The organism is Pseudomonas sp. MCal1 (genome assembly GCF_026341415.1).
GTDB lineage: Bacteria > Pseudomonadota > Gammaproteobacteria > Pseudomonadales > Pseudomonadaceae > Aquipseudomonas.
In genome coordinates this window covers 73,072-94,698 of sequence record NZ_JAKUMP010000004.1, presented here as the reverse complement: position 1 = coordinate 94,698, position 21,627 = coordinate 73,072, and the positions used below count along the sequence as shown (strand labels likewise).

The 21,627-nt window shown below is 62.6% G+C and carries 19 protein-coding genes; 5 read left to right on the top strand and 14 right to left on the bottom strand.

All coding sequences use genetic code 11. The features are described 5' to 3' along the window. Position 1: 1 nt before the first annotated feature. Genes MKZ87_RS08715 through MKZ87_RS08700 form a run of 4 tightly spaced genes read right to left on the bottom strand, consistent with a single transcriptional unit; the run spans position 2 to position 7,754 of the window. The gene (locus MKZ87_RS08715; protein WP_234206038.1) at positions 2-4,567 is read right to left on the bottom strand and encodes an alpha-2-macroglobulin family protein; all 4,566 of its coding nucleotides are present in this window, start codon (positions 4,565-4,567) and stop codon (positions 2-4) included. Beyond that, entirely contained in the window at positions 4,564-5,229 is a 666-nt protein-coding gene (locus MKZ87_RS08710) for a DUF1175 domain-containing protein (RefSeq protein WP_234206040.1), read from the bottom strand. The genes MKZ87_RS08715 and MKZ87_RS08710 overlap by 4 nt, the downstream gene beginning before the upstream one ends. Continuing rightward, a complete protein-coding gene (locus MKZ87_RS08705) occupies positions 5,199-6,911 on the bottom strand; it encodes a DUF2138 domain-containing protein (protein WP_234206041.1) in 1,713 nt (570 codons plus the stop codon). Before MKZ87_RS08705 ends, MKZ87_RS08710 begins: the two co-directional genes overlap by 31 nt. A 51-nt stretch (positions 6,912-6,962) precedes the next feature. After that, positions 6,963-7,754 carry a YfaP family protein gene (locus MKZ87_RS08700; RefSeq protein ID WP_234206043.1) on the bottom strand — a complete coding sequence of 264 codons (792 nt, stop codon included), beginning with the start codon at positions 7,752-7,754 and terminating at the stop codon, positions 6,963-6,965. A 277-nt stretch (positions 7,755-8,031) separates the two neighbouring features. On the opposite strand from MKZ87_RS08700, the gene MKZ87_RS08695 reads away from it, so the two are divergent. The 5 genes from MKZ87_RS08695 to MKZ87_RS08675 all read left to right on the top strand — a co-directional run bounded on the left by MKZ87_RS08695 (position 8,032) and on the right by MKZ87_RS08675 (position 14,430). Further along, on the top strand, positions 8,032-9,177 hold the full coding sequence (locus MKZ87_RS08695) for a Fic family protein (protein ID WP_266200621.1): 1,146 nt from the start codon (positions 8,032-8,034) through the stop codon (positions 9,175-9,177). Between the two features lie 88 nt (positions 9,178-9,265). Then, the gene (locus tag MKZ87_RS08690) at positions 9,266-9,508 is read left to right on the top strand and encodes an exodeoxyribonuclease VII small subunit (protein WP_007894317.1); all 243 of its coding nucleotides are present in this window, start codon (positions 9,266-9,268) and stop codon (positions 9,506-9,508) included. Beyond that, positions 9,505-10,392, top strand: a complete 888-nt coding sequence (gene ispA, locus MKZ87_RS08685; RefSeq protein WP_085703088.1) for a (2E,6E)-farnesyl diphosphate synthase — start codon at positions 9,505-9,507, stop codon at positions 10,390-10,392. Before MKZ87_RS08690 ends, ispA begins: the two co-directional genes overlap by 4 nt. A 91-nt stretch (positions 10,393-10,483) precedes the next feature. After that, positions 10,484-12,382, top strand: coding sequence for a 1-deoxy-D-xylulose-5-phosphate synthase (gene dxs / locus MKZ87_RS08680; protein ID WP_085703087.1), 1,899 nt, complete (start codon positions 10,484-10,486; stop codon positions 12,380-12,382). A 164-nt stretch (positions 12,383-12,546) separates the two neighbouring features. Further along, a complete protein-coding gene (locus MKZ87_RS08675; RefSeq protein WP_085705092.1) occupies positions 12,547-14,430 on the top strand; it encodes a TonB-dependent receptor domain-containing protein in 1,884 nt (627 codons plus the stop codon). A gap of 124 nt (positions 14,431-14,554) precedes the next feature. On the opposite strand, the gene MKZ87_RS08670 is transcribed toward MKZ87_RS08675, so the two are convergent. The 10 genes from MKZ87_RS08670 to MKZ87_RS08625 form a co-directional block, all read right to left on the bottom strand. Continuing rightward, entirely contained in the window at positions 14,555-15,355 is an 801-nt protein-coding gene (locus MKZ87_RS08670) for a cobalamin-binding protein (protein WP_085705094.1), read from the bottom strand. After that, positions 15,355-15,774, bottom strand: coding sequence for an MFS transporter (locus MKZ87_RS08665; protein ID WP_085697645.1), 420 nt, complete (start codon positions 15,772-15,774; stop codon positions 15,355-15,357). The genes MKZ87_RS08670 and MKZ87_RS08665 overlap by 1 nt, the downstream gene beginning before the upstream one ends. Then, positions 15,771-16,388 (bottom strand): GTP cyclohydrolase II, encoded by a 618-nt coding sequence (ribA, locus tag MKZ87_RS08660; protein WP_007955551.1) that lies wholly within the window; start codon positions 16,386-16,388, stop codon positions 15,771-15,773. The genes MKZ87_RS08665 and ribA overlap by 4 nt, the downstream gene beginning before the upstream one ends. A gap of 132 nt (positions 16,389-16,520) precedes the next feature. Next, positions 16,521-17,246, bottom strand: coding sequence for a substrate-binding periplasmic protein (locus tag MKZ87_RS08655; protein WP_085705096.1), 726 nt, complete (start codon positions 17,244-17,246; stop codon positions 16,521-16,523). A 28-nt stretch (positions 17,247-17,274) separates the two neighbouring features. Continuing rightward, entirely contained in the window at positions 17,275-17,778 is a 504-nt protein-coding gene (locus MKZ87_RS08650) for a phosphatidylglycerophosphatase A (protein ID WP_085697647.1), read from the bottom strand. Beyond that, complete coding sequence (gene thiL / locus MKZ87_RS08645) at positions 17,775-18,740, bottom strand: thiamine-phosphate kinase (RefSeq protein WP_085705098.1); 966 nt, start codon at positions 18,738-18,740, stop codon at positions 17,775-17,777. The genes MKZ87_RS08650 and thiL overlap by 4 nt, the downstream gene beginning before the upstream one ends. Before the next feature lie 27 nt (positions 18,741-18,767). Then, the gene (nusB, locus tag MKZ87_RS08640; RefSeq protein WP_007955566.1) at positions 18,768-19,268 is read right to left on the bottom strand and encodes a transcription antitermination factor NusB; all 501 of its coding nucleotides are present in this window, start codon (positions 19,266-19,268) and stop codon (positions 18,768-18,770) included. Then, positions 19,265-19,741 (bottom strand): 6,7-dimethyl-8-ribityllumazine synthase, encoded by a 477-nt coding sequence (gene ribE, locus MKZ87_RS08635; protein WP_003228649.1) that lies wholly within the window; start codon positions 19,739-19,741, stop codon positions 19,265-19,267. The genes nusB and ribE overlap by 4 nt, the downstream gene beginning before the upstream one ends. 91 nt (positions 19,742-19,832) lie before the next feature. Next, positions 19,833-20,924, bottom strand: coding sequence for a bifunctional 3,4-dihydroxy-2-butanone-4-phosphate synthase/GTP cyclohydrolase II (gene ribBA / locus MKZ87_RS08630; protein WP_085697649.1), 1,092 nt, complete (start codon positions 20,922-20,924; stop codon positions 19,833-19,835). Positions 20,925-20,940: 16 nt separating this feature from the next. Then, complete coding sequence (locus MKZ87_RS08625) at positions 20,941-21,603, bottom strand: riboflavin synthase (protein WP_085697650.1); 663 nt, start codon at positions 21,601-21,603, stop codon at positions 20,941-20,943. Positions 21,604-21,627: the final 24 nt, after the last annotated feature.

Below are 21,627 nucleotides of genomic sequence, written 5' to 3'. Positions count from 1 at the left end.
GTCAGTTGACCGTGACCTGACCGAGGGCCGCTTTCGCTTCCTGGGCCCGGTGCTGCGGCGCGTAGACCTGAGTGAAACGCACCGGCGGCAAGTTGAACTGGCCTTTCTGCGAAAAACGCACCAGATGCCGCAGACGCAATTCACCGCTCAGCGCATCCACCGGCACCGCGTAGGCCAGTTGGCCCGGTTCGAAACGTGCTTTCTCCAGCGCAGTCGGCTCGGTGCCGTCCTTGCCCTGCAACTTGATGCCCCACGTGGTGCGCTCGACATCGGCGCCCGGCGGCAACGGCACTTCGAGCATGCCGTAGCGCAGCGGTTTCGGTGCCTTGCTGGTGAGGATCACTTCGTCCAGATAAAGACTGTCACTCGACAGCGGCTTGCTGCCGACGGGCTCCAGTTTGAAGGTGAACGCTTCGTCACCCGGCACCAGGCGCGACAGGCGACGAGTGATGGTCACCGCCATCGGATCGACCGCCGGCTGCAGGGTCTGGAAGCTCAACGTGGCACGCAACGGACGCTCCTGAGTGCCCGACACCGTCAACACGCTCGGCACCGGCGCAGCCCCCTGCCACGTCCAGTACATCTCACCGGTCGCGCCATGGTTTTTCTTCCAGCCGTCGCCCGGCGCCAGCGCGATGGTCGGCGACGCCTGGGCGATGCTGCGTTGCAGCCAGGTCAGCGCCAGCGCACGTTCGAGGGTCGATTGCTGCGGCAGCAGGCGTTGCAACAACGCTGTCGCGCGAGCCTGATCGAACGGTTGCAGGGACAGGTTTAGCGCTTCGGCAAACGGCTGCGAACTGACGGCCAAACGCTGTTGCGCAGCGCCCAGCTGACGGTTGAACGCGTCCGGCAAAGCGACTTTCGACTGGGTGGCCAGCGATGCGGTCAAGACCCGCGCCGCCGCCAGACCGAGTGCCGAATCCGGATCGCCCATCACCAGACTGTCTTCGCCGTCGTCCATCAGGGTTTCGGCATTGCCTTCCCCGGCCCTGGCCAGATCCTCCATCAAGCCGCTGAGCAGCGTGTTGACCGGCAAGTGCATCTGCTTGGCGAACGACAGGATCAGCGCCCGTTGCAGCAATGGCGTGTTCGGCGCCTGCTTGGCGTAAACCTCCAGCACCCGCTGCCAGTGTTCCGGCGGCAAGGTCAGTTCCAGCACCTGACTGGCGTTCCAGTCGGCGTAATAGGCGTAAGCGGTGAGGAACGCATCCGGCTCGCCGTCGAAGCCCCACCAGGTGAAGCTCGCCGACGGCCCGGCCATTTGTACCAGGCGCAGACGACTGTTCTGCATGATCAGGCGCAAGCGGTCGCGGATCTGCGGGCTCGACGCCAGCGACGGATAAGCGATGCTCAGCGGCAGCAAACGGCTGGCGGTCTGTTCGACGCCGCCGTACGGATAGCTGAGCAGATCATCGAGGGCAGAGCGGAACAGCGCCTGCGGGCTGTCATCCAGACGCAGGCGAATGTCGGTCGCGTCTGCCGGCAGGCTCAACGGTGTGTCGCCGCTGGCCACGTCAAGGCTCTGGGTCTGCGTCACTTGCCAGCCTTCGCCGGTCGCCGTCAGGCGCACAGCAAGGGCATCGGCGGTTTTGCCGTCCTGCACCAGCTCGGCGGTCCACTCGCCGGTGGCCAATGCGAAGGCCGGCAGCGGCAGATAGTTGATGCCGTTGTTGAGGGTCACCGGCAGGCGCTGTTCGGCGCCCGCGTAGTGCGTCACCAGTTCAGCCTTGACCGGTTTCTCGGCCTGACTGAAGGCGAACACGCCAAGCTGCGGCTGATCGCCCTTGCGGAATTTGCTCGGCCCGCTCCACTTCAGGTACAGCGGCTTTTCCGAGCGGACGAACTGCTTCTTCTGTCCGACCTGACCGTCATCGGCAATCGCCCGCGCGGTGATGCGCCAGCGGGTCAGCGAGTCCGGCATCTTGAAAGTGAAGCGGGTCTTGCCGTCGGCGTCGGTCAGCAATTCCGGCTGCCATGCAGCGGTGTCGACGTCTTCGCGGCGCGGCCGCTCCAGCACTTTCACCCCACGTTCGCTGCGGTTGGCTTTGCCCGGTGCACCGGGGCTGCCCGGCAGCGCCACGTCGTAGCTGATGAACGACAGGCTGGCGCTGGTGCGCACGTTGTTGCGGCGCGGGTGATAGAAAAACTGGTCGATGGTCGGCGCGACCTCAGGTTGCAGCGCGTAGACCATTTCATCGACCACGCTGACCGTCAGGTGCGCCGGCACAGCCTTGCCGGCGAACTGCGTGGTCAGGTCGACCGTCACGGTATCGCCCGGTTGATAAGTCTCTTTGTCAGTCTTGATCGCCACGTCGATCTGCGGGGCGACGACCTTGATCCCGGCGTTCTGGAAGCTGTACTGACCGCCCTTGGTGTAGAGCACCGAGAATGTCAGGTTCGGCGCGAAGTTGTTCTTCACCGGGATGCGCGCGCGGTATTGGGTGTCGCTGAGCTTTTCCAGTTTCAGCCAGTCGCCGCCCTTGGCCAGCAGCGCGGTAGCTTCAACCTTGTCGCGCTCCAGCGACAGCAGCGCATCGCTGACTGGCTCCGGGAAGGTGATCAGCGCCAGTGCTTCGTCGCCGGCCTTGTACTCGGGCTTGTCGAGGACGATCTCCACGGTGCCCGGCACAGCCTTGACGCCGTCACCGGTGACCGAATGACCGGTCGCGCCAAGCACTCGACCGTGCTGATCCTTCAGCGACAGGTTGTAGGTGCCCGGACGATCAAACGTCACGCTGAAGCCTTTGTCTTTCGCCGCCAGTTTGCCTTCGCCCGTGCTCTGGTCTTCCAGACGCACCCAGCTGTAGCTGCTCGGCACCACGGCCTGCGCCTGTTGACTGCCGCCCTCATTGGCGTAGCTGAACGCGACCTTGTCACCGACCGCACTGAAACGCTGTGGCGCAGTCAGACGGAAGCTCGCGGCGCCCCGGTCGATGAGGATTTCTTTGGTGGTCTTGACCCGGTACGCCGCGCCATCGCTGGCAAACACGGTGAGCATGTAGCGGCTCGGCTTGTCGGCGGCCGGCAGGTCAAGGGTCGCATTGCCCTTGCTGTCGGTGGTCAGTTCGGTGCTGGTCAGCTCCACCGGGAATTGCCCGAGGTATTGCAGCTCGTTGTCGACCATCGACAGTTGCTGGGCGCGCAGGCTCAGGGTCAGTTTGGCGTTGGCCACCGGTTTGCCGTCCGGGTACAGCAGCACCAGGCTGCCCTTCACCGGTTCGCCGGTTCGGTAATCCTGCTTGGCCAGATTCAGCGAGATTTCGAAGTGCGGCTTGATGTACTCCGCTACCCGGAACGCGCTGCTGTAGGCCTGATCCTTGTAGTTGAAACGCAGCTCGTAACCACCGGCCACGGCGTTGTCCGGCAACTGGAAGCGGCCCTGAGTGCCGGCCTTCGAATCGAGCTTCAGATCGAGACGCTGCAACTCGGTGCCCGTCGCATCAAGCACGCTGACATTGACGTCCGCCGCCCCCGGCAATACCGAATCCCGGGCGTTCTTGAATTCGCGGCCAACGATTTTCAGCGACACCCAATCACCCGGGCGATACAGCGGCCGGTCGGTGAAGGCGTAGAGTTTGGTGTCGTAGATTTCGCTGTCGTAATAGAAGTTTTCCGAGACGAATACGCCGCCCTCTTCGTCCTCGCCGATGACGAACGAACGCTCCGGGCTGACGTGTTTCAGGCGCAGCAAACCGTCGTTGTCGGTAGCGCCGCTGCTCATCACGCCGAGGCCGTCGGTCCACAGCACATTGACCTTCGGCACCGAGCTGCCTTCGTGTTTGCGCGCGGCCCACACCAGCAATTCATCACCGGCAATCTTGCTCACCGCGACGGTGTTGGAAACGAAAACCATGGTGGTCGCGCGGTACTTGCCGATCAGCGCTTCGACCAGATACAGGCCCGGTTTCAGATTGCCCAGCGGGATGTAGACGTTGCCCGGCGCAACGCTGACGAACTCGCTGGAAGACCCGGCCAGACTCACGCCTGTCGGCGGCTGGATCGGCTTGGCCTGCCACAGCGGATAGCGGAACTGGCTGACCACCGGCAGGCCCGGAATCAGGGCGAACTGCGGCTGCGCGTCGTACGGCGTTGGCGCGGCGATGGCGTTGCCCATCTTCAGCTCCGGCACCTCTTCGGTGACTTGCTGACGCGACTCGTAGGAGAACGCACGCTGCATCACCCGACGGGATTTGCGGTACCAGTTGTCCCACAGGTACGCGAGGGTGTTCGACAGGCCTTCGCCCTTGAACTGGCCGTCGCTGACCACGCGGTGCAGGTTTTTCTGGCGCTTGAGGAAGTCCAGCGGCTTGTCGATCTTGTACACCCGAATGTCGGCGCCGCCGTACGGTTCCATACGGAAACGGCGGTAGTCACGGCCCGGCGCTTCGAGGCGCACCACCGCCTGTTCGTCGGCGGCGAAACTGCTGTCGGCCAGCAGGAAAAAGCTTTCACCGGAGACCGGCGTGTAGCCGCTTGGCTCCACGGAGTCTTCGGCATTCACGGCCGAAAACGGCAGGACTGACAGCAACAGAAAAGGCAGTAAACGCAGCATGCGGGCACCGGTCATTGGGAGAGAAAGTTCAGTCGATAGACGCCGATGAAGTTGGGGTTGGCTGCGTCGGGTATCCATCGGGTGTCCTTCCATGTCATGAGTTGCTGCAGGCTTGCCGAACGCATGCCGTTGTCGGTTGGGGTGGTCGTGCCGGTGTGATAGGCGATGTAGCGGCCCATCCAGATCATCAGGTGCTGGTCGTCGCCCTGATCGAAAAACATCAGATCGCCGGGCCGTGCCTGAGACACGTCGCGGCCGATCAGATGGCTGTTGAACTGAATCAGTTTGATTGCATTGACGTAGGGCCCGACCTTGCCGCCGCCCTGCTGCCATTGCTGGGCGAGCTGGCGCTGATCGGCGCTCAGATCCAGCTCCGGCGGCAGGTAGCGATTGGACACGCCATTGCTGCGCAGCCATTTGTCGTCATGGACTTTCAGCGCTTCGTTGGCGGCAAACCGCACCAGCCCGGCGCAGTCCTGCTGATACCAGCGCGGGCTCGGGCCTTTGCTCAACTGCTCCTGAGCGATGCGCACGAACCAGGCGCGAAAAACCTGGGACTGCGCAGGATCGAGTGCCGGCGTTTCGACCGCTCGGGCACCCGCGCTCAGTAACAGCGCGAGCAAGCCGAGGCTGCGGATCAATGTCGTCACAGCGCTTTCCACTCCAGCGGCAACCATTGCCAGTGACCGTCAGGCTCGCTGCCCTCGGGCAGAGTCAGAGCGTATTTACCCATGCCGCCGAGGGTGCGCAGTTTCGGGATCAGGTAGGTTTGCGCGGCGTTGTAGAACACCGGCTCCATGTCCTGCGGCAGGCTGTCGAGGGTTTCCTGCTGGATCAGCTGTGCCATTGAATCCGGGCCGAAATAGATCGGCATCAGCACGTCTTTCGGCAGCACATCGGCCATCGGCGGGAAGCGCTTGTCGAGGGTGCCGAGGGCCTTGTCGACCAGTTTGTCGTCGAGGGAAAACAGCAGTGTCGAACCGTGGCGCGCCAGGCTGACTTTCATGAAGGCACGGCCGGTGATTGCATCCGGGTTCTCGGCATCCCTGGCCGCGTACGGGCCAAAGTTGGAGCTGACCTGACGCTGCCAGAGGTGGCTCTGGCCTTCCTGCCTTTCGACCACCGGGAACGCGTGCTCGTCGACCTTGCTTTCGTAGGCGCCGACCATCGAATCGAACAATGTGCCGATATCCGCGTCGAGCTTGCCGTTGTCTTCGTCGTTCAGACTGGCCACCAGCAACGGCGTGTACAACCGCGAATCGGCGTACCAGCACAGGCCCGCCGCGCCGGCAACGTGTTCGGTGAGTTTCTGCGCCACTGCCTCTTCGGCACCGAGCTTCAACAGCAACGGTTTCTGCGGCTCGGCAGCGACCGGCAAGGTCACGCAGGCACTGGCGCCCAGCGGCATGGCTTGCCAGACCGGTTTGAAATCGAAGTCCGGCTGGTTGTCCAGTTCATCCATCGCGAGATAGCTGTGCCAGCCCTTGTCGTCCATGTCGAAACGCAGGCCGGCGAAGTTCGGGATGAAGCGCTGGTAACCCATGGCCAGGACGCTGGAGTTGACCGACAGGCGCTGTTTGGTTTCAGGCGTCTTGACCGGTAGCCCGAACGCTTCGGGGAACAGTTTTTCGCCGTTGAGCAGCGCCGCCAAAGCCTGCGGCGAAACATGGCCGGACTCTTCGGAAGCACCGCTTTCCGGGTCGTAGAACTTGGCCGGGTTGGACAGCACCACCAGTTTGTCGCCGCGAGAGGCGAACAACAGGGATTTGCCGGCGTTGTAGGTCAGTTGATACAGCGGCACTTCGTCGCCGCCGACTTTCAGGGTGCTGAACACGCTCAGTTGCGAATCATCCAGCGCGACTTTCGCCAAGGGCTCCAGCAACTTGGCCAAACCGCCGCGATCCATCACCAGCAGGAAATCCTTCAAACGACCATCGGCGCCGCGCCACAGCGCCACGTCCGCCGGTTGATCGAAGAGTTGCTCGATCAGGCTGTCTTGCAGCTTCAGGTCATGCTCGTAGATGATCCGCCGCAGACTGCCAATCAGCCCGAGACGGTCGGCGTGGGTTTCGTAATAGAAGACGAAATCCTCGGTGAGCGTGGCTTTGAGGAACGGCACCGTCAGCAAATCCTTGGGCAACTGGCTCAGGGAGCGGGTTTCCAGCAGCGCGTCCGGGCGGCTCAGGCCGAGCTTGTCGCTGGCCAATTCCGCTGGCGGCGCCTTGGGTTTGTGCATCAGCCAGCCGAGCCCGCCCGCCACGCCGGCCACCAGGCACAGCCCGACCGCCAGCAACGGCCAGCGCCGGGAAGGTTTGGCGGCGGGCGTATCGGTGGCCGGGGTCTCAGTGTTTTCGCTCATCTTCTCGCTCATGTTCCCAAAGCTCGGCAGTTCATCCGTGGTGCGGGATGCTTAATAGTTGAAAGTCTTGACCAGCAGCAGATCACCGATGGCCCGCAGGGGCACGATGAACGTTTCGCGTTTTTCGTCGACGGTGTTTTCGTTGAGTACCAGCGTGATTTGCGAGGTGATGACCTCGTTCTGGTTGCTGGCCTCCTCGAAGTTATAGCCGCCGTTACCGAAGTTGCCCCAATAGTTGACGTAAACCAGATAGGTGCCGTGCAGCGGCGCGGTCATGGTGAACATTTCCGGGCCGGGGCCGTCGATGCCGTCCGGATCGAGGCCACCGCCGTTGCTCATCGCCGGACGCGCCCAGAAGGCGTGCTGGCCGTCAGGCGTAATGACGTGCAGGTCGAGTTCGGCTTTAGGATCGTCCCAACCCAGTACCACGCGGATCCGCGCCGGCGTGCGCAAATTGTTGGCTTCGTAGAATTGAACGCGCTTGAGCGACTGGCCGTCAGCGCTGATCACCTCGACACTGTTGGAACCGGCGCCGAACGCATACGGCCGGGCGAAACGGCCCTGGTCGTCGGTGTACAGATTCAGTGGATTGCCGTTCACCGCCAGGCTGTGGGGCGGACGCAGATGCCCGATAGCCTTGAGCTGGCCCTCGATCATCGTGCGATTGCGCTGGATGCCGCGATCAATGGGCGGCGTCGGATAGGCGACCTGCGGGTTTTCCGTGCGATCGAGCAGCCCGTGATAACGCCAGCCACCCACCGGCTCCGACAGCTCCGCACTCGGCGCCGCCAGCAGCGCGGGCGCGCAGGCCAACCCGATCAGCAGCAAAAGAAGTGAACGCATGTGATGCCTCCTGCCATGCCTGAACGAAACCTTGCACCCGATCCTCGGTACTTCACAGCGCTGAAAACTGCGTTTCGTCTGAAAGACCCGTGACTGTCGGGTCGTAGAAGGCGCGAAGGTTAGCGATTCGGCAGTTTTTTAACAATCGGATACATCTTGAAATGCGGCGGGAATCACGCCCTCGGGTGGACGATGAGCCGAATAGGCGTCATATTCGGCTCACCAAATGAGCCGAATAGCGTTTCTATTCGGCTCACGCACTCAGGAACGGCATTTCATGGCAACTCACTGGATCTGGCAGCAGCCCGACTGGCCTGACTTCAACTGGCAGGCAGCGCGTCTCACTGCGCTGTTGCGCGAATGCGTTCAGGCGCAGGGACAATTGATGGGTATGGCGGGATCAGTGGGCAATTCACTGAGCGCTCAGACTGAACTGGACGCGTTGCTGCAAAACATCGTGACCTCTTCGGCCATCGAGGGGGAACAGTTGAATGTTGAATCCGTGCGTTCTTCACTGGCACGACGCCTGGGGCTGGAATCGCCTGATGGCCACAACGTCAGCAAGCGCAGCGAGGGACTGGCACAGCTGATGCTCGATGCCACTCAGCGCTTTGCCGAACCTCTGACGCTGGAACGATTGCTGGAATGGCATTCGTGGCTGTTTCCAGAACCGGAGAGTGGCTTCCTTTCGCGTGCAATCAATGTCGGCGCATTACGCGGCGATGAGCCGATGCAGGTGGTTTCCGGACGAATCGAGCGTCCGACCGTGCACTTCGAGGCGCCACCGCGACAAGGCCTTGAGCGGCAACTCGACAGTTTTCTCAAGTGGTTCGACGCCAGTCGGCAACAGGCAGGCCTCGATCCATTCTTGCGAGCTGGCATCGCACATTTCTGGTTCGTCACCTTGCATCCATTCGACGACGGCAACGGGCGCCTGACCCGCACACTCACCGATCTGGCACTGGCTCAGGGCGAAGCGCAGGCGATTCGTTTTTATGCGATGTCCGCCAGCATCCTCGATGATCGTGAGGGCTATTACCGGATTCTCGAATCGAGCCAGAAAGCCACGCTGGACATTACCGACTGGCTCACATGGTTCCTGCAAACCTTGCTGCGCAGTCTGCAACAGGCCATCGCGCGGATTGAAAGTGTGTTGGGAAAATCACGCTTCTGGCAGGCGCACCGGGAATCCGGGCTGTCGGCGGAGCAGATCAAAGTGCTCAATCGTTTGCTCGACGGTGGTGAGCGCGGTTTCGAGCACGGTATCAGTGCAGCGCAATACCAGAGTGTGGCCAAGGTCTCCAAAGCCACGGCCACCCGACATTTGGCGGAACTGCTGGAAAAGGGCTGCCTGCAACGTCTTCCGGGCGGCGGACGCAGCACTCGGTATCAGATTCAATATCCGGACGAATCGACCGACTGACACCCTTGTCCGTCGGCCCGCTCATTTGCCCATACCCCCCCTATCTGCTAGTGTCGCGCCGGTTTAACGTCAACCGGAATTAGCCGCCATGGCCCGCAAAAAAGCTGCACTGGATTTCGAACAGTCCCTCGCCGACCTGCAAACGCTGGTGGAGCGTCTGGAGAACGGTGAATTGTCGCTGGAAGACTCGCTGACCGCCTTCGAGCAGGGCATCGGCCTGACCCGTGACTGCCAGGCGGCGCTGGCCCAGGCCGAGCAGAAGGTCCAGGTATTGCTGGAGCGCGATGGCGAACTCGCCGAGGAACCATTCGACGCGGATCAGCCAGAATGATTGCTGCGTATTCGGCGACCAGCCAGGCGCGGGTCAATGCGGCACTGGAAACCCTGTTCAATGCCCCGTTGCCAGAACTGGCGCGCCTCTATGAAGCCATGCGCTACAGCGTGATGAACGGCGGCAAACGCGTGCGTCCGTTGCTGGCCTACGCGGCATGCGAAGCCCTTGGCGGCAAGGCCGAACAGGCCAACGGCGCGGCGTGTGCGGTTGAGCTGATCCATGCGTATTCGCTGGTACACGATGATTTGCCAGCGATGGACGACGACGATCTGCGTCGCGGCCAGCCGACCACTCACAAGAAATTCGACGAAGCCTGCGCGATTCTGGCCGGCGACGGCTTGCAGAGTCTGGCGTTCGGCGCCCTGCTCGACCCGCGCCTGAGTGACCTGAGCGCGGACATCCGCCTGCAACAGGTCACAGCGCTGGCGCACGCGGCAGGCCCGGCCGGCATGGTCGGCGGTCAGGCCATCGATCTCGGTTCGGTCGGCCTCAAGCTCGACCAGAAAGCTTTGGAACAAATGCACCGGCACAAGACCGGCGCGCTGATCGAAGTCAGCGTCAAACTTGGCGCGCTGGCCAGCGGCCGTGCCGAGAAGGATGAATTGAAGTCGCTGCAGACTTATGCACAGGCCATCGGTCTGGCGTTCCAGGTCCAGGACGACATCCTCGACGTCGAAAGCGATACCGAAACCCTCGGCAAACGCCAGGGTGCCGACATCGCCCGCGACAAGCCGACCTACCCGGCCCTGCTCGGTCTCGACGCCGCCAAGGCTTACGCGCTGGAACTGCGCGATCAGGCCCTGCACGCACTGCGACCGTTTGACGCGGCTGCCGAGCCGTTGCGCGATCTGGCCCGGTATATCGTCGATCGGCGTAACTGAAGGCTAATCAGCCAAAAAAGACCAACGCGTGGGCAGGGGGCGATGCATCAGGTAAACTGCCGCATCTTTTATACCTATAACGATTCGCCTGATGCCCACGACGTTTCATGAGATTCCCCGCAAGCGCCCGACCACGCCCCTGCTCGACCGCGCGAACACGCCGGACGGCCTGCGCCGGTTAGGCGAAGCCGAGCTGGAAACCCTGGCTGATGAGTTGCGCCTGGAATTGCTCTACACGGTCGGCCAGACCGGTGGGCATTTCGGTGCCGGCCTGGGCGTCATCGAGCTGACCATCGCGTTGCATTACGTCTTCGACACCCCGGACGACCGTCTGGTGTGGGACGTTGGTCATCAGGCCTATCCGCACAAGATCCTCACCGGTCGTCGCGAGCGCATGGAAACCCTGCGCCAGAAGGACGGCATCGCGGCCTTCCCGCGCCGCTCCGAGAGCGAGTACGACACCTTTGGCGTCGGTCACTCCAGCACCTCGATCAGCGCCGCGCTGGGCATGGCCATCGCCGCCCGCCTGCAGAACATTGATCGCAAGGCGATTGCCGTGATCGGCGACGGCGCATTGACCGCAGGCATGGCGTTCGAGGCGCTGAACCATGCGCCGGAAGTCGACGCCAACATGCTGGTGATCCTCAACGACAACGACATGTCGATCTCGCGCAACGTCGGCGGTCTGTCGAACTATCTGGCGAAGATCCTTTCCAGCCGCACTTACGCGAGCATGCGTGAAGGCAGCAAAAAAGTGCTGTCGCGCCTGCCCGGGGCCTGGGAAATCGCCCGTCGCACCGAAGAATACGCAAAAGGCATGCTGGTTCCCGGCACCCTGTTCGAAGAACTGGGCTGGAACTACATCGGCCCGATCGATGGCCACGACCTGCCGACCCTGATCGCCACCCTGCGCAACATGCGCGATCTGAAAGGCCCGCAGTTCCTGCACATCGTCACCAAGAAGGGCAAAGGCTTCGCCCCGGCTGAAGTCGACCCGATCGGTTACCACGCCATCACCAAACTCGAGCCGCTGGACGCCCCGGCCGCTGCGCCGAAGAAGGCCAGCGGGCCGAAGTATTCCGGCGTGTTCGGTGAATGGCTGTGCGACATGGCTGCTGCCGACCCGCGTCTGGTAGGCATCACCCCGGCGATGAAGGAAGGTTCGGATCTGGTGGCGTTCAGCGAACGCTTCCCGCTGCGCTACTTCGACGTGGCGATTGCCGAGCAACACGCCGTGACTCTCGCGGCCGGCATGGCCTGCGAAGGCGCGAAACCGGTGGTGGCGATCTACTCGACGTTCCTGCAACGCGGTTACGACCAGTTGGTGCATGACGTCGCGGTGCAGAACCTCGACGTGCTGTTCGCCATCGACCGCGCGGGCCTGGTGGGCGAAGACGGCCCGACCCACGCCGGCAGTTTTGACCTGTCTTACCTGCGTTGCATCCCGGGCATGGTCATCATGACCCCGAGCGATGAAAACGAGCTGCGCAAAATGCTCACCACCGGCCACCTGTACAACGGCCCGGCGGCGGTGCGTTACCCACGCGGCACCGGCCCGAACGCGACCATCGAGAAAGACCTCGAACCGATCGAGATCGGCAAGGGTGTGGTGCGTCGCCGGGGCAGCAAAGTCGCCCTGCTGGTATTCGGCGTGCAGATGGCCGAAGCCCTGAAGGTTGGCGAGACGCTGGACGCGACCGTGGTCGACATGCGCTTTGTCAAACCGATGGACGAAGCGCTGGTGCGCGAAATCGCCAACAGCCACGACCTGCTGGTGACCATCGAAGAGAACGCGATCATGGGCGGCGCCGGTGGCGCAGTCAGCGAATTCCTCGCCCGCGAGAACATCCTCAAGTCGGTGCTGCACCTGGGCTTGCCGGACGTTTACGTCGAGCACGCCAAGCCGGCGCAGATGCTGGCCGAGTGCGGGCTGGACGAGGCAGGGATCGAAGTGGCGGTGCGTGAGCGTCTGGAGCTGCTTAACCGCTAATCGCCAGATCTGTGAACAACCCTGTGGGAGCGAGCTTGCTCGCGAAGACGGACAGTCAGTCGACTCATTCTTGACTGACATACCGCATTCGCGAGCAAGCTCGCTCCCACAGTGGTTTGTGCAGCTTTCAAAATTCAATTCGCTTTATGTACCAACGGACTCCGATGAACCTCTCGCGCCTCGCCCTGCCCCTCCTGCTGCTGCCAACCGCCAACGCCCTGGCCGACACCTTCGAACGCGATCAGGCCCTGAAGCTGCCGGACGTGCTGATCAGCGCCAACCGCCAGGTCGAGGCGCGCAACGACAGCAGCGCCGCCAACACCGTGTTCACCCGCGAAGACATCGAGCGCCTGCAACCGAGCAGCGTCACCGATCTGCTGCAACGGGTACCGGGCGTACAAGTCGCGCAAACCGGCGGACGCGGCAGCCTGCCGGGAATCTACATTCGTGGCACGCAATCGGCGCAGAGCCTGGTGCTGGTCGACGGCCAGCGCATCGGCAACGCCACCTCCGGCGACAGCAACCTGCAACACCTCAACATCGAACAGATCGAGCGTGTCGAGGTACTGCGCGGATCGCGCTCGGTCATTTACGGCAGCGACGCGATCGGCGGGGTGATCCAGATCTTCACCCGGCGCGGCGGCGAACAGGGCCTGCAGCCGCGGATGCATGTCGGCTTCGGCAGCAATCAGACCTGGGAGCGCAGCGTCGGCCTCTCCGGCGGTGATGAGAAAACCCGCTTCAACCTCGGCGCCAGCCTCGATGAAACCGCCGGCCTCGACCGCACCCACGATTCGTATCCCAGCGACAGCGATCACGATGCCTACCGCAATAAATCCTTCAGCCTGAGCCTCAGCCATGCGCTGACCGATGACATCGAAGTCGGCGCCAACCTGCTGGATAACCGTGGCAAAAGCGAATTCGACAACCCGTTCGGGCGCTTCGACCCGGTGACCTTCGACTCCCTCCAGCAGCAGCCCTACAGCGATTTCGCCGTCAGCAGTTTCAGCAGCTACATCGACGCGCGGATCAATGAGCGCTGGAAGTCGCGCCTGGAGCTTGGCCACAGCGAAAACCGCGAGAAGTCTTTCGACAAGCTCAGCGACGAGCGCTCGGTGTTCAACACCTACCGCGACTCGGTGACCTGGCAGAACGACCTGACGCTGGATTCACGCAACAGCCTGATCCTCGGCGGCGACTGGTACGAAGACCGGATCAACAGCAGCACCGAGTTCGCCGAAGACAGTCGCTGGAACCGCGCCGCGTTCATCCAGCATCGCTTCCAGGCCGACAGTTTTTCCACCGAACTGGGCCTGCGCCGTGACGACAACCAGCAGTTCGGCGGCCAGAACAGCTGGAGCGGCACGCTGACGTTGCCGGTCAACCCGGACAACGACCTGTTGCTCAGCTACAGCGAAGGCTTCCGTGCGCCGACCTTCAACGACCTGTACTACCCGGACTTCAGCAATCCCGACCTGAAACCGGAAACCTCGAAAAGCTACGAACTGCAATGGCGCAGCCAGTTGAGCGACAGCACTCGCCTCGAAGCGTCGCTGTATCGGACCGATCTGGAAGACGCGATCATCTTCGGCAGCAACTCACGCCCGGAAAACGTCGCCTCGGCGCGGATCAACGGCTTCGAAGCAGCGCTGAAACAGCAGCTGTTCGGCTGGCAGAGCAATCTGGGCGTGGCGATCATCGATCCCCGCGACCGCGACACCGGCCACACATTGGCGCGGCGTGCCCGCCGCACCTTGAGCTGGGATCTGGATCGGCAATTCGACCGCCTCGGCCTCGGGGCCAGTTGGCAGGCTGTCAGCAGCAGTTATGACGACCTCAACAATCAACAACCGCTTGGCGGATACGCGCTGCTCGGGCTGCGCAGCAGCTGGGCGCTGAACCGTGAGATCAAGCTGGATTTCAAGGTCGATAACCTGCTGGACAAGGGTTACAGCCGGGCGCTGTACAGCCATGACGGCAGTCAGTATGGCTATCGCGAGGAAGGTCGGGCGTTCATGTTCGGCGTGACCTGGACGCCGCAGCTCTGATCCGGGATTTTCGCTGCCTTGACGGGCCTCATCGTCGGATCGCCGCCCGGAGCAAGCTCGCCCCCACAGGTTCAGCCCGATACTTGTGGGAGCGAGCTTGCTCGCGAATGCAGGCGCTGCGGTCTCAGCGGTCTGGCGCGATCAGTTGGCAAAGCTTGGCGGTCGCTTCGATCATCTGCCCGCTCGGACGCTCCAGACCTTTGTCGGTGACCAACAGCAGCTGCCTGTGCTTCACCGCCGCCACCTGCGGCCAGGCATTCCACGCATTCAGTTGTGGCTGATCGCCGGCCAGAATCACCTCGGGATCACGCTGTAAAACCGCCTCGATGCTTACCTGCGGCGCGGGCAGGCTCAAGTCGCCGAACACGTTGCGCGCACCGCACACTTCAAGCGCATCGCTGATGATCTGCCCGCCGCCGATGGTGTACAGCGGCTTGTCCCAGACTTGATAGAACACCCGCAGAGGCACTTCCCGCCGGTAGCGCTGGCGCAGTTTATCGAGTTTTTGCCGCAACTCGCGGGCCCGTTCGACCCCACGCACAGGACGACCGAGCTGCGTCGCGATGGCTTCAATCTGCGCGGCCAGCTGTTCGAGACTGCGGGGTTCGGCAACGAAAGTCGGGATATTCAGGCGCTTGAGCTGATCGCGCTGGGCCGGGCCGACACTGCCGGGCCACAACAGTAACAAGTCAGGCTTGAGGCTGAGCAGCCGTTCCATGTCGAGCTGGCCGTAACGGCCCACCGAAGGCACGTCCTTGATCGCGGATGGCCGCTCACCGGCATCCAGCACCCCGACCAGCAGGTCGGCCGAATCCAGTTCAACCACGATTTCCGACAGGGAGGGCGCAAGGCTGACCACCCGCAGGGCGGCCAGCGTTTCACCGCTGACGGCCAGCAGCAGAACCGCCAGCCAGAGACGCCGCATCAAGCGAGTTGACGCGGGATACGGTAGAGGTAGAACAGCACCGCCGTCGACAGCGCCAGCAACATCAGCGGCACCGCTTCAAGGCCGACGAACACCGCCAGCGCGCCGATCCAGGCCGGCAGCGCCGCGACCACAAATGCACGGCGAAGGCAGGCTGCCAAGGCAATCCAGGCAGCGGGTTCTTCAGGGGTATCGAGGGCTTTTTGCGTGGCGATCAGCGCATGTTTGTAGCGCCCGAAAAACTTCAGGCTGACAAACATCGAGGCCACGCCAGCGATAAAGAAAGGCATCGCCAGGACCGGCAGAATCGCCTCGCCCTGGCCAAACACTCCGTTGATCACGAACAGCGGCACCAGCGCCAGCGCCAGGTATTTCCACCAGGCGATCGCCAGACGGCGCCGCACTTGTCCGCGGGTCACGCCCGGTCTACCTCGCCCTGATGCTCGTTGCCCATCATGTGGTCGAGCTTGCTGGCCTTGGTCGCCAGATAGAGTTTGTTGTGCGGGTTATGACCGGTGTGCAGCGGAACGCGCTCGGCGACGACGATGCCCATGTCGGTCAAGGCTTTGACCTTGCGCGGGTTGTTGGTCATCAGGCGCAGGGACTTGACGCCCAGATGCTCGAGCATCGGCAGGCACATGGCGTAATCACGCTGGTCGGCGGCAAAGCCCAGGCGCTCGTTGGCTTCAACGGTATCGGCGCCGCCGTCCTGCAATTCGTAGGCACGGATCTTGTTCAAAAGACCGATGCCGCGCCCTTCCTGACGCAGATACAGCAACACGCCACGACCTTCGCGAGCGATGGCCTTGAGGGCGCCTTCGAGTTGCGAACCGCAGTCGCAACGCTGGCTGAACAAGGCATCACCGGTCAGGCATTCGGAGTGCAGACGGCCGAGTACCGGGGCACCGTCGGCAATCTCACCCAGGCTCAGCACAACGTGCTCGCGGCCGGTGGCTTCATCGAGAAAACCGTGCATGGTGAATTGCGCAAAAGGAGTGGGCAGCTTGGAAGCGGCGACAAAAACGACAGGCACCGGTGTGCTCCTGATCTGAAAAGTCCGAGATTCGCTGGGCGGCATTGTAACAGCACGTTCCTACAGGCGCTTAGGCTGAATTATCGGCCATAACGATCAAAAAGTTTGATTACAGGCCCTTCGTTATCGCCCTTACTCGAACGGATACGGCTGTTTCCAGCGCTCGAAGATCGGCTTCAGCTCGCCGCTTTTAACCAGTTGCTCGATGCGCTGGTCGTAGATCGACATCAACGCCCGGGCTTGCGGGGTGTCGGCGAAACCGAGGTACAGCGGCAGTTCCGCCAGATGTGAATAACGGTATTGCGAAGGATCGGCGGCGTTTCTGACTACCGCTTCGATTTCCGTCAGCGCATCGATGTAGTAATCCGCCCGCCCCTGCTTGAGCATCGACAGGATCCCGGTGCGGCGCTCGATCTGGTTGAAGCGTTTGACGTTCGGCAGGTAGGTTTCGTAGCGATAGCCGCGTACCCAGGCCAGTCGGTATTTGCCCAGCGTCGCCTGGGTTGGCGACGGATTGCTGGCCAGGCCGAGCGCGTAGATGTGGTCGGAATCGAAATTCCATTTCGGGTACAAGACCTGCTCGGCTTCACCGCGGTAAGAACCGACCAGTGCGTCGACTTCCTTCAATTGCACCAGCCCGACCGAACGGGTGTAGGGCACGGTGCGGATGTCCAGGGTTACGCCGGCCGGCTCGAAGACTTTGCGCAACACATCCCAGCCCAGCCCATGGCCATCGGCGGCGGTGTAGTCCTCCCAATCTTCACTGGCCAGATGAATGACCGACGGCGGTGCGTCCTGTGCCTGGGCCACGGCGCCAAGCAAGGTCAAAACCACTATCGCCAACCAGCGTCGAGTCATCCCTGCGTCCCTCATCCACGCCTGGAAATCAGGCGAAAAGCCACACCAGGCCCTGCATCGCCAGCCAGGCGAACACGCCGGCCAGCACATCGTCGAGCATGATGCCGACGCCGCCGTGAACGTGCCGGTCGATCCAGCGGATCGGCCACGGCTTGAGAATGTCGAAGAAGCGGAACACCAGGAACCCGGCGAGCAACCAGTACCAGCCTTCCGGCACCAGCCACAGGGTGATCCACATCCCGACCATTTCGTCCCAGACGATGCCTTCGTGGTCGTGCACCCGCAGATCGTCAGCCACTTTGCCGCACAGCCAGAAGCCGAACAGCATGGTGATTCCGAGCATCAGCCAGTAACCCCAGTCGGGCAGCATCTGCCACAACGGGATAAAGGGTAGCGCAACTAACGAGCCCCAGGTGCCCGGCGCCTTGGGCAAGGTGCCCGAGCCGAAGCCGAACGCGAGGAAATGCCAGGGATTGCGCCAGACCGACGGCGGAACGAATTCGGCCGGAACCTGTTTCGGGTGATCTGTCACGGTGACTCCTGAAAATGTTGATAGCCCCGGATTTGCGGGGTGATGTCGTGCCCGTCGCGGTCCAGCAGCACCACGCCCTGGCCCTGCGTCACGCGGCCGATCACATGGATCGGCCAGCCATCAGCCAGCAGCGCCGGCAACTCGACGGGCGGCAAGGTGAAGGCCAGCACATAATCGTCGCCACCGCTCAACGCCGCGCGTTCGGCGCCGCGCTGACCGAGAAATGCCACCAGCGCATCCGACAATGGAACACGCTCACACTCGACTTCGAGGCGCACCTGCGAAGCCAGTGCGATGTGACCGCAATCGGCGAGCAGGCCATCGGAGATGTCCAGCGCCGAGGTGGCCTTGCCACGCAGGGCCTGGCCGAGGGCGAGTTGCGGTTGCGGCGACCAGTAATGATCGAGCAGCGGTTGGGCAATATGGGGTTCGGCGTCTCGCTGCCCCAGCACCAGCGGCAAGGCCCCGGCGGCATTGCCCAGTTCGCCGCCGACACACAGCAGATCGCCCGGCTGCGCGCCGCTGCGGGTCAGCGCTTTGCCGGCCGGGACGCGGCCGAACACCGTGACGGTCAGGCTCAACGGCCCGCGCGTCGTGTCGCCGCCGACCAGCGCCACGCCGCAGCCCTGCGCCATGCGGTTCAAACCACGGGCATAGGCTTGCAGCCAATCGGCGGTCACCGTCGGCAAGGTCAGGGCAAGGGTAAAGGCAACGGGCGTGGCGCCCATGGCAGCAAGGTCGCTGACCGCCACGGCCAGCGAGCGCTGACCGAGCAGAAACGGATCGCAGGGATCGGCGAAATGCACGCCGGCCACCAGCGTATCGGTGGAAACCGCCAGCTGTTCCCCGGAGGGAATTGCCAGCAAGGCGCAGTCATCGCCGATCCCCAGTGCAACGCCTTCGCCGCCCTGCGCACAAGGCGCGGCGGCGAAGAAATTGCGGATCAGCTCAAACTCGCCCATGGCTGAGAAGAAGTATTCAAGCGCCGATCAGCGCTTGAACGCCTTCACTTCAGCTTCACGCAGGCGCGGAGCCAGCTTGTCGAGCACGCCGTTGACGAACTTGTGGCCGTCGGTCGAACCGAACACCTTGGCCAGTTCGATACCTTCGTTGATCACAACGCGGTACGGCACGTCAACGCGCTTGAGCAGTTCCCAGGTGGACAGGCGCAGAACCGCCAGTTCAACCGGGTCCAGCTCTTCGATCGCCAGGTCCAGGCAAGGCGTGAGCGCGTTGTCGATTTCGGTCTTGAACTGCGGAACCCCGTGCAGGATTTCGCGGAAGTAGGCACCGTCGACATCGGTGAAATCGTTATCGACCCGGAACTGCGCTTCGATCTCGTTCAACGACTGCCGAGCCATGTGCCACTGATACAGGGCCTGGGTCGCGAGCTGACGGGCTTCGCGGCGCTTGGCGCTTTTCGATGGTTTGCCGGCATCCGCAGGTTTCGGATCGCGCGGGTTGAAACGATCGCTTTCGTCGCTAATCACTTGGCCTCCAACTGCGCCAGCAGGCTGACCATTTCCAGAGCGGACAGGGCAGCTTCAGCACCTTTGTTGCCGGCCTTGGTGCCGGAACGTTCGATGGCTTGCTCGATGGAATCAACGGTCAGGACGCCGAAAGCGACCGGTACGCCGAATTCCATGGACACCTGGGCCAGGCCCTTGGTGCACTCGCCAGCCACGTATTCGAAGTGCGGAGTGCCGCCACGAATGACCGCGCCCAGGGCAATGATTGCTGCGAACTCGCCTTTCTGGGCGACTTTCTGCGCAACCAGCGGGATTTCGAAGGCGCCAGGTGCGCGGATGATGGTGATGTCGCTTTCGCTCACGCCGTGGCGAACCAGGGCATCAACTGCACCGCTGACCAGGCTTTCAACCACGAAGCTGTTGAAGCGGCCCACTACCAAAGCGTAGCGGCCTTTAGGGGCGATGAAGGTACCTTCGATGGTCTTCAGGGTCATTCGTCAGATCTCTTAAAGAGCCGGGACGCGTCTGTTTCGCGTCCCTCAGTGATTTATTTGCCGCGAATACAGGGCCGGAAACAACCGGTCATTATTCGGAGGGCACGTATTCTACAACTTCCAGATCGAAACCGGATATCGCATTGAACTTCATCGGCGCAGACATCAGGCGCATTTTGCGCACGCCGAGGTCACGCAGGATCTGCGAACCGGCACCGACGATGCTGTAGGTGGTCGGTTTTTTCACCGTCGCCTGATCGCCGGTTTCACGGATGTGCGCCAGCAACACGTCGCCATCCAGCGGGTGACCCAGCAACAACACCACACCGCTGCCGGCCTCGGCAACCGCAGCCATGGCGGCGCGCAGGCTCCAGCGGCCCGGTTGCTTGACCATCAACAGGTCGCGCAGCGGGTCCATGTTGTGCACGCGAACCAGGGTCGGTTCTTCGGCGCAAACAGTGCCCAGGGTCAGTGCCATGTGCACGTCGCCTTCCACGGAATCACGATAGGTCACCAGGTTGAATTGGCCCAGTTCGCTGTCCAGCGGCTGCTCGGCAATCCGCTGAACGGTACGTTCGTGGATCATCCGGTAGTGAATCAGGTCGGCGATGGTACCGATCTTGATGTCGTGCTCAGCAGCAAAGGCTTCCAGCTCGGCGCGACGGGACATGGTGCCGTCGTCATTCATCACTTCGCAGATCACGCCGCTTGGCTCGAAACCGGCCATGCGTGCCAGGTCGCAGGCCGCTTCAGTGTGACCGGCTCGGGCCAGGGTGCCACCGGCCTGGGCCATCAGCGGGAAGATGTGGCCCGGGCTGACGATATCTTCAGCCTTGGCGTCTTTCGCAGCCGCCGCTTGCACGGTGCGCGCGCGGTCAGCGGCGGAGATACCGGTGGTCACGCCTTCGGCCGCTTCGATCGAGACGGTGAACTTGGTGCCGAAACCGGAACCGTTGCGTGGCGCCATCAGCGGCAGCTTCAGGGTTTCGCAGCGCTCGCGGCTCATCGGCATGCAGATCAGGCCACGGGCGTACTTGGCCATGAAGTTGATGTGCTCGGCCTTGCAGCACTCGGCGGCCATGATCAGGTCGCCTTCGTTCTCGCGGTCTTCGTCATCCATGAGGATGACCATCTTGCCTTGGCGGATGTCTTCAACCAGTTCTTCGATGCTATTGAGCGCCACAAGGCACCCCCTTCAGTCAGGATTTGAGGTAGCCGTTGGCGGCCAGAAAGCTTTCAGTGATGCCGCCAGACGTTGGCTCTGCAGCCTTGTCGCCCAACAGCAGACGCTCGAGATAACGCGCCAGCAAGTCGACTTCCAGGTTCACCCGGCGACCTGGCTTGTAGGACGCCATGATGGTTTCGCTCAGGGTGTGCGGAATGATCGTCAGCAGGAATTCGGCGCCATCGACCGCGTTCACGGTCAGGCTGGTGCCGTCGACGGTGATCGAGCCTTTGTGGGCGATGTACCTGGCCAGCTCTTTCGGCGCGCGGATGCGAAATTCCACGGCGCGGGCATTGTCGCTGCGCGAGACCACTTCGCCGACACCGTCGACGTGACCGCTGACCAGATGGCCGCCGAGACGGGTGGTCGGGGTCAGGGCTTTCTCCAGGTTGACCGGGCTGCCGCTTTTCAGGTCATTCATGGCGGTGCAGTCGAGGGTTTCGCGACTGACGTCGGCAGCGAAGCCGTTGCCCGGCAGTTCCACGGCGGTCAGGCACACGCCGTTGACCGCGATGCTGTCGCCGAGTTTGACGTCGCTCAGGTCGAGCTTGCCGGTTTCGACATGCACCCGCACATCACCGCCCTTTGGGGTCAGTGCGCGGATACTGCCGATGGATTCGATGATGCCGGTAAACATGGGGTTCTCCTTGAGAACGAAGCC

Coding starts and splice junctions, on each gene's coding strand:
- MKZ87_RS08715 (WP_234206038.1), bottom strand. CDS start 4,567: ATGACCGGTGCCCGCATGCTGCGTTTACTGCCTTTTCTGTTGCTGTCA.
- MKZ87_RS08710 (WP_234206040.1), bottom strand. CDS start 5,229: ATGGTTGCCGCTGGAGTGGAAAGCGCTGTGACGACATTGATCCGCAGC.
- MKZ87_RS08705 (WP_234206041.1), bottom strand. CDS start 6,911: ATGAGCGAAAACACTGAGACCCCGGCCACCGATACGCCCGCCGCCAAA.
- MKZ87_RS08700 (WP_234206043.1), bottom strand. CDS start 7,754: ATGCGTTCACTTCTTTTGCTGCTGATCGGGTTGGCCTGCGCGCCCGCG.
- MKZ87_RS08695 (WP_266200621.1), top strand. CDS start 8,032: ATGGCAACTCACTGGATCTGGCAGCAGCCCGACTGGCCTGACTTCAAC.
- MKZ87_RS08690 (WP_007894317.1), top strand. CDS start 9,266: ATGGCCCGCAAAAAAGCTGCACTGGATTTCGAACAGTCCCTCGCCGAC.
- ispA (WP_085703088.1), top strand. CDS start 9,505: ATGATTGCTGCGTATTCGGCGACCAGCCAGGCGCGGGTCAATGCGGCA.
- dxs (WP_085703087.1), top strand. CDS start 10,484: ATGCCCACGACGTTTCATGAGATTCCCCGCAAGCGCCCGACCACGCCC.
- MKZ87_RS08675 (WP_085705092.1), top strand. CDS start 12,547: ATGAACCTCTCGCGCCTCGCCCTGCCCCTCCTGCTGCTGCCAACCGCC.
- MKZ87_RS08670 (WP_085705094.1), bottom strand. CDS start 15,355: ATGCGGCGTCTCTGGCTGGCGGTTCTGCTGCTGGCCGTCAGCGGTGAA.
- MKZ87_RS08655 (WP_085705096.1), bottom strand. CDS start 17,246: ATGACTCGACGCTGGTTGGCGATAGTGGTTTTGACCTTGCTTGGCGCC.
- thiL (WP_085705098.1), bottom strand. CDS start 18,740: ATGGGCGAGTTTGAGCTGATCCGCAATTTCTTCGCCGCCGCGCCTTGT.
- ribE (WP_003228649.1), bottom strand. CDS start 19,741: ATGACCCTGAAGACCATCGAAGGTACCTTCATCGCCCCTAAAGGCCGC.
- MKZ87_RS08625 (WP_085697650.1), bottom strand. CDS start 21,603: ATGTTTACCGGCATCATCGAATCCATCGGCAGTATCCGCGCACTGACC.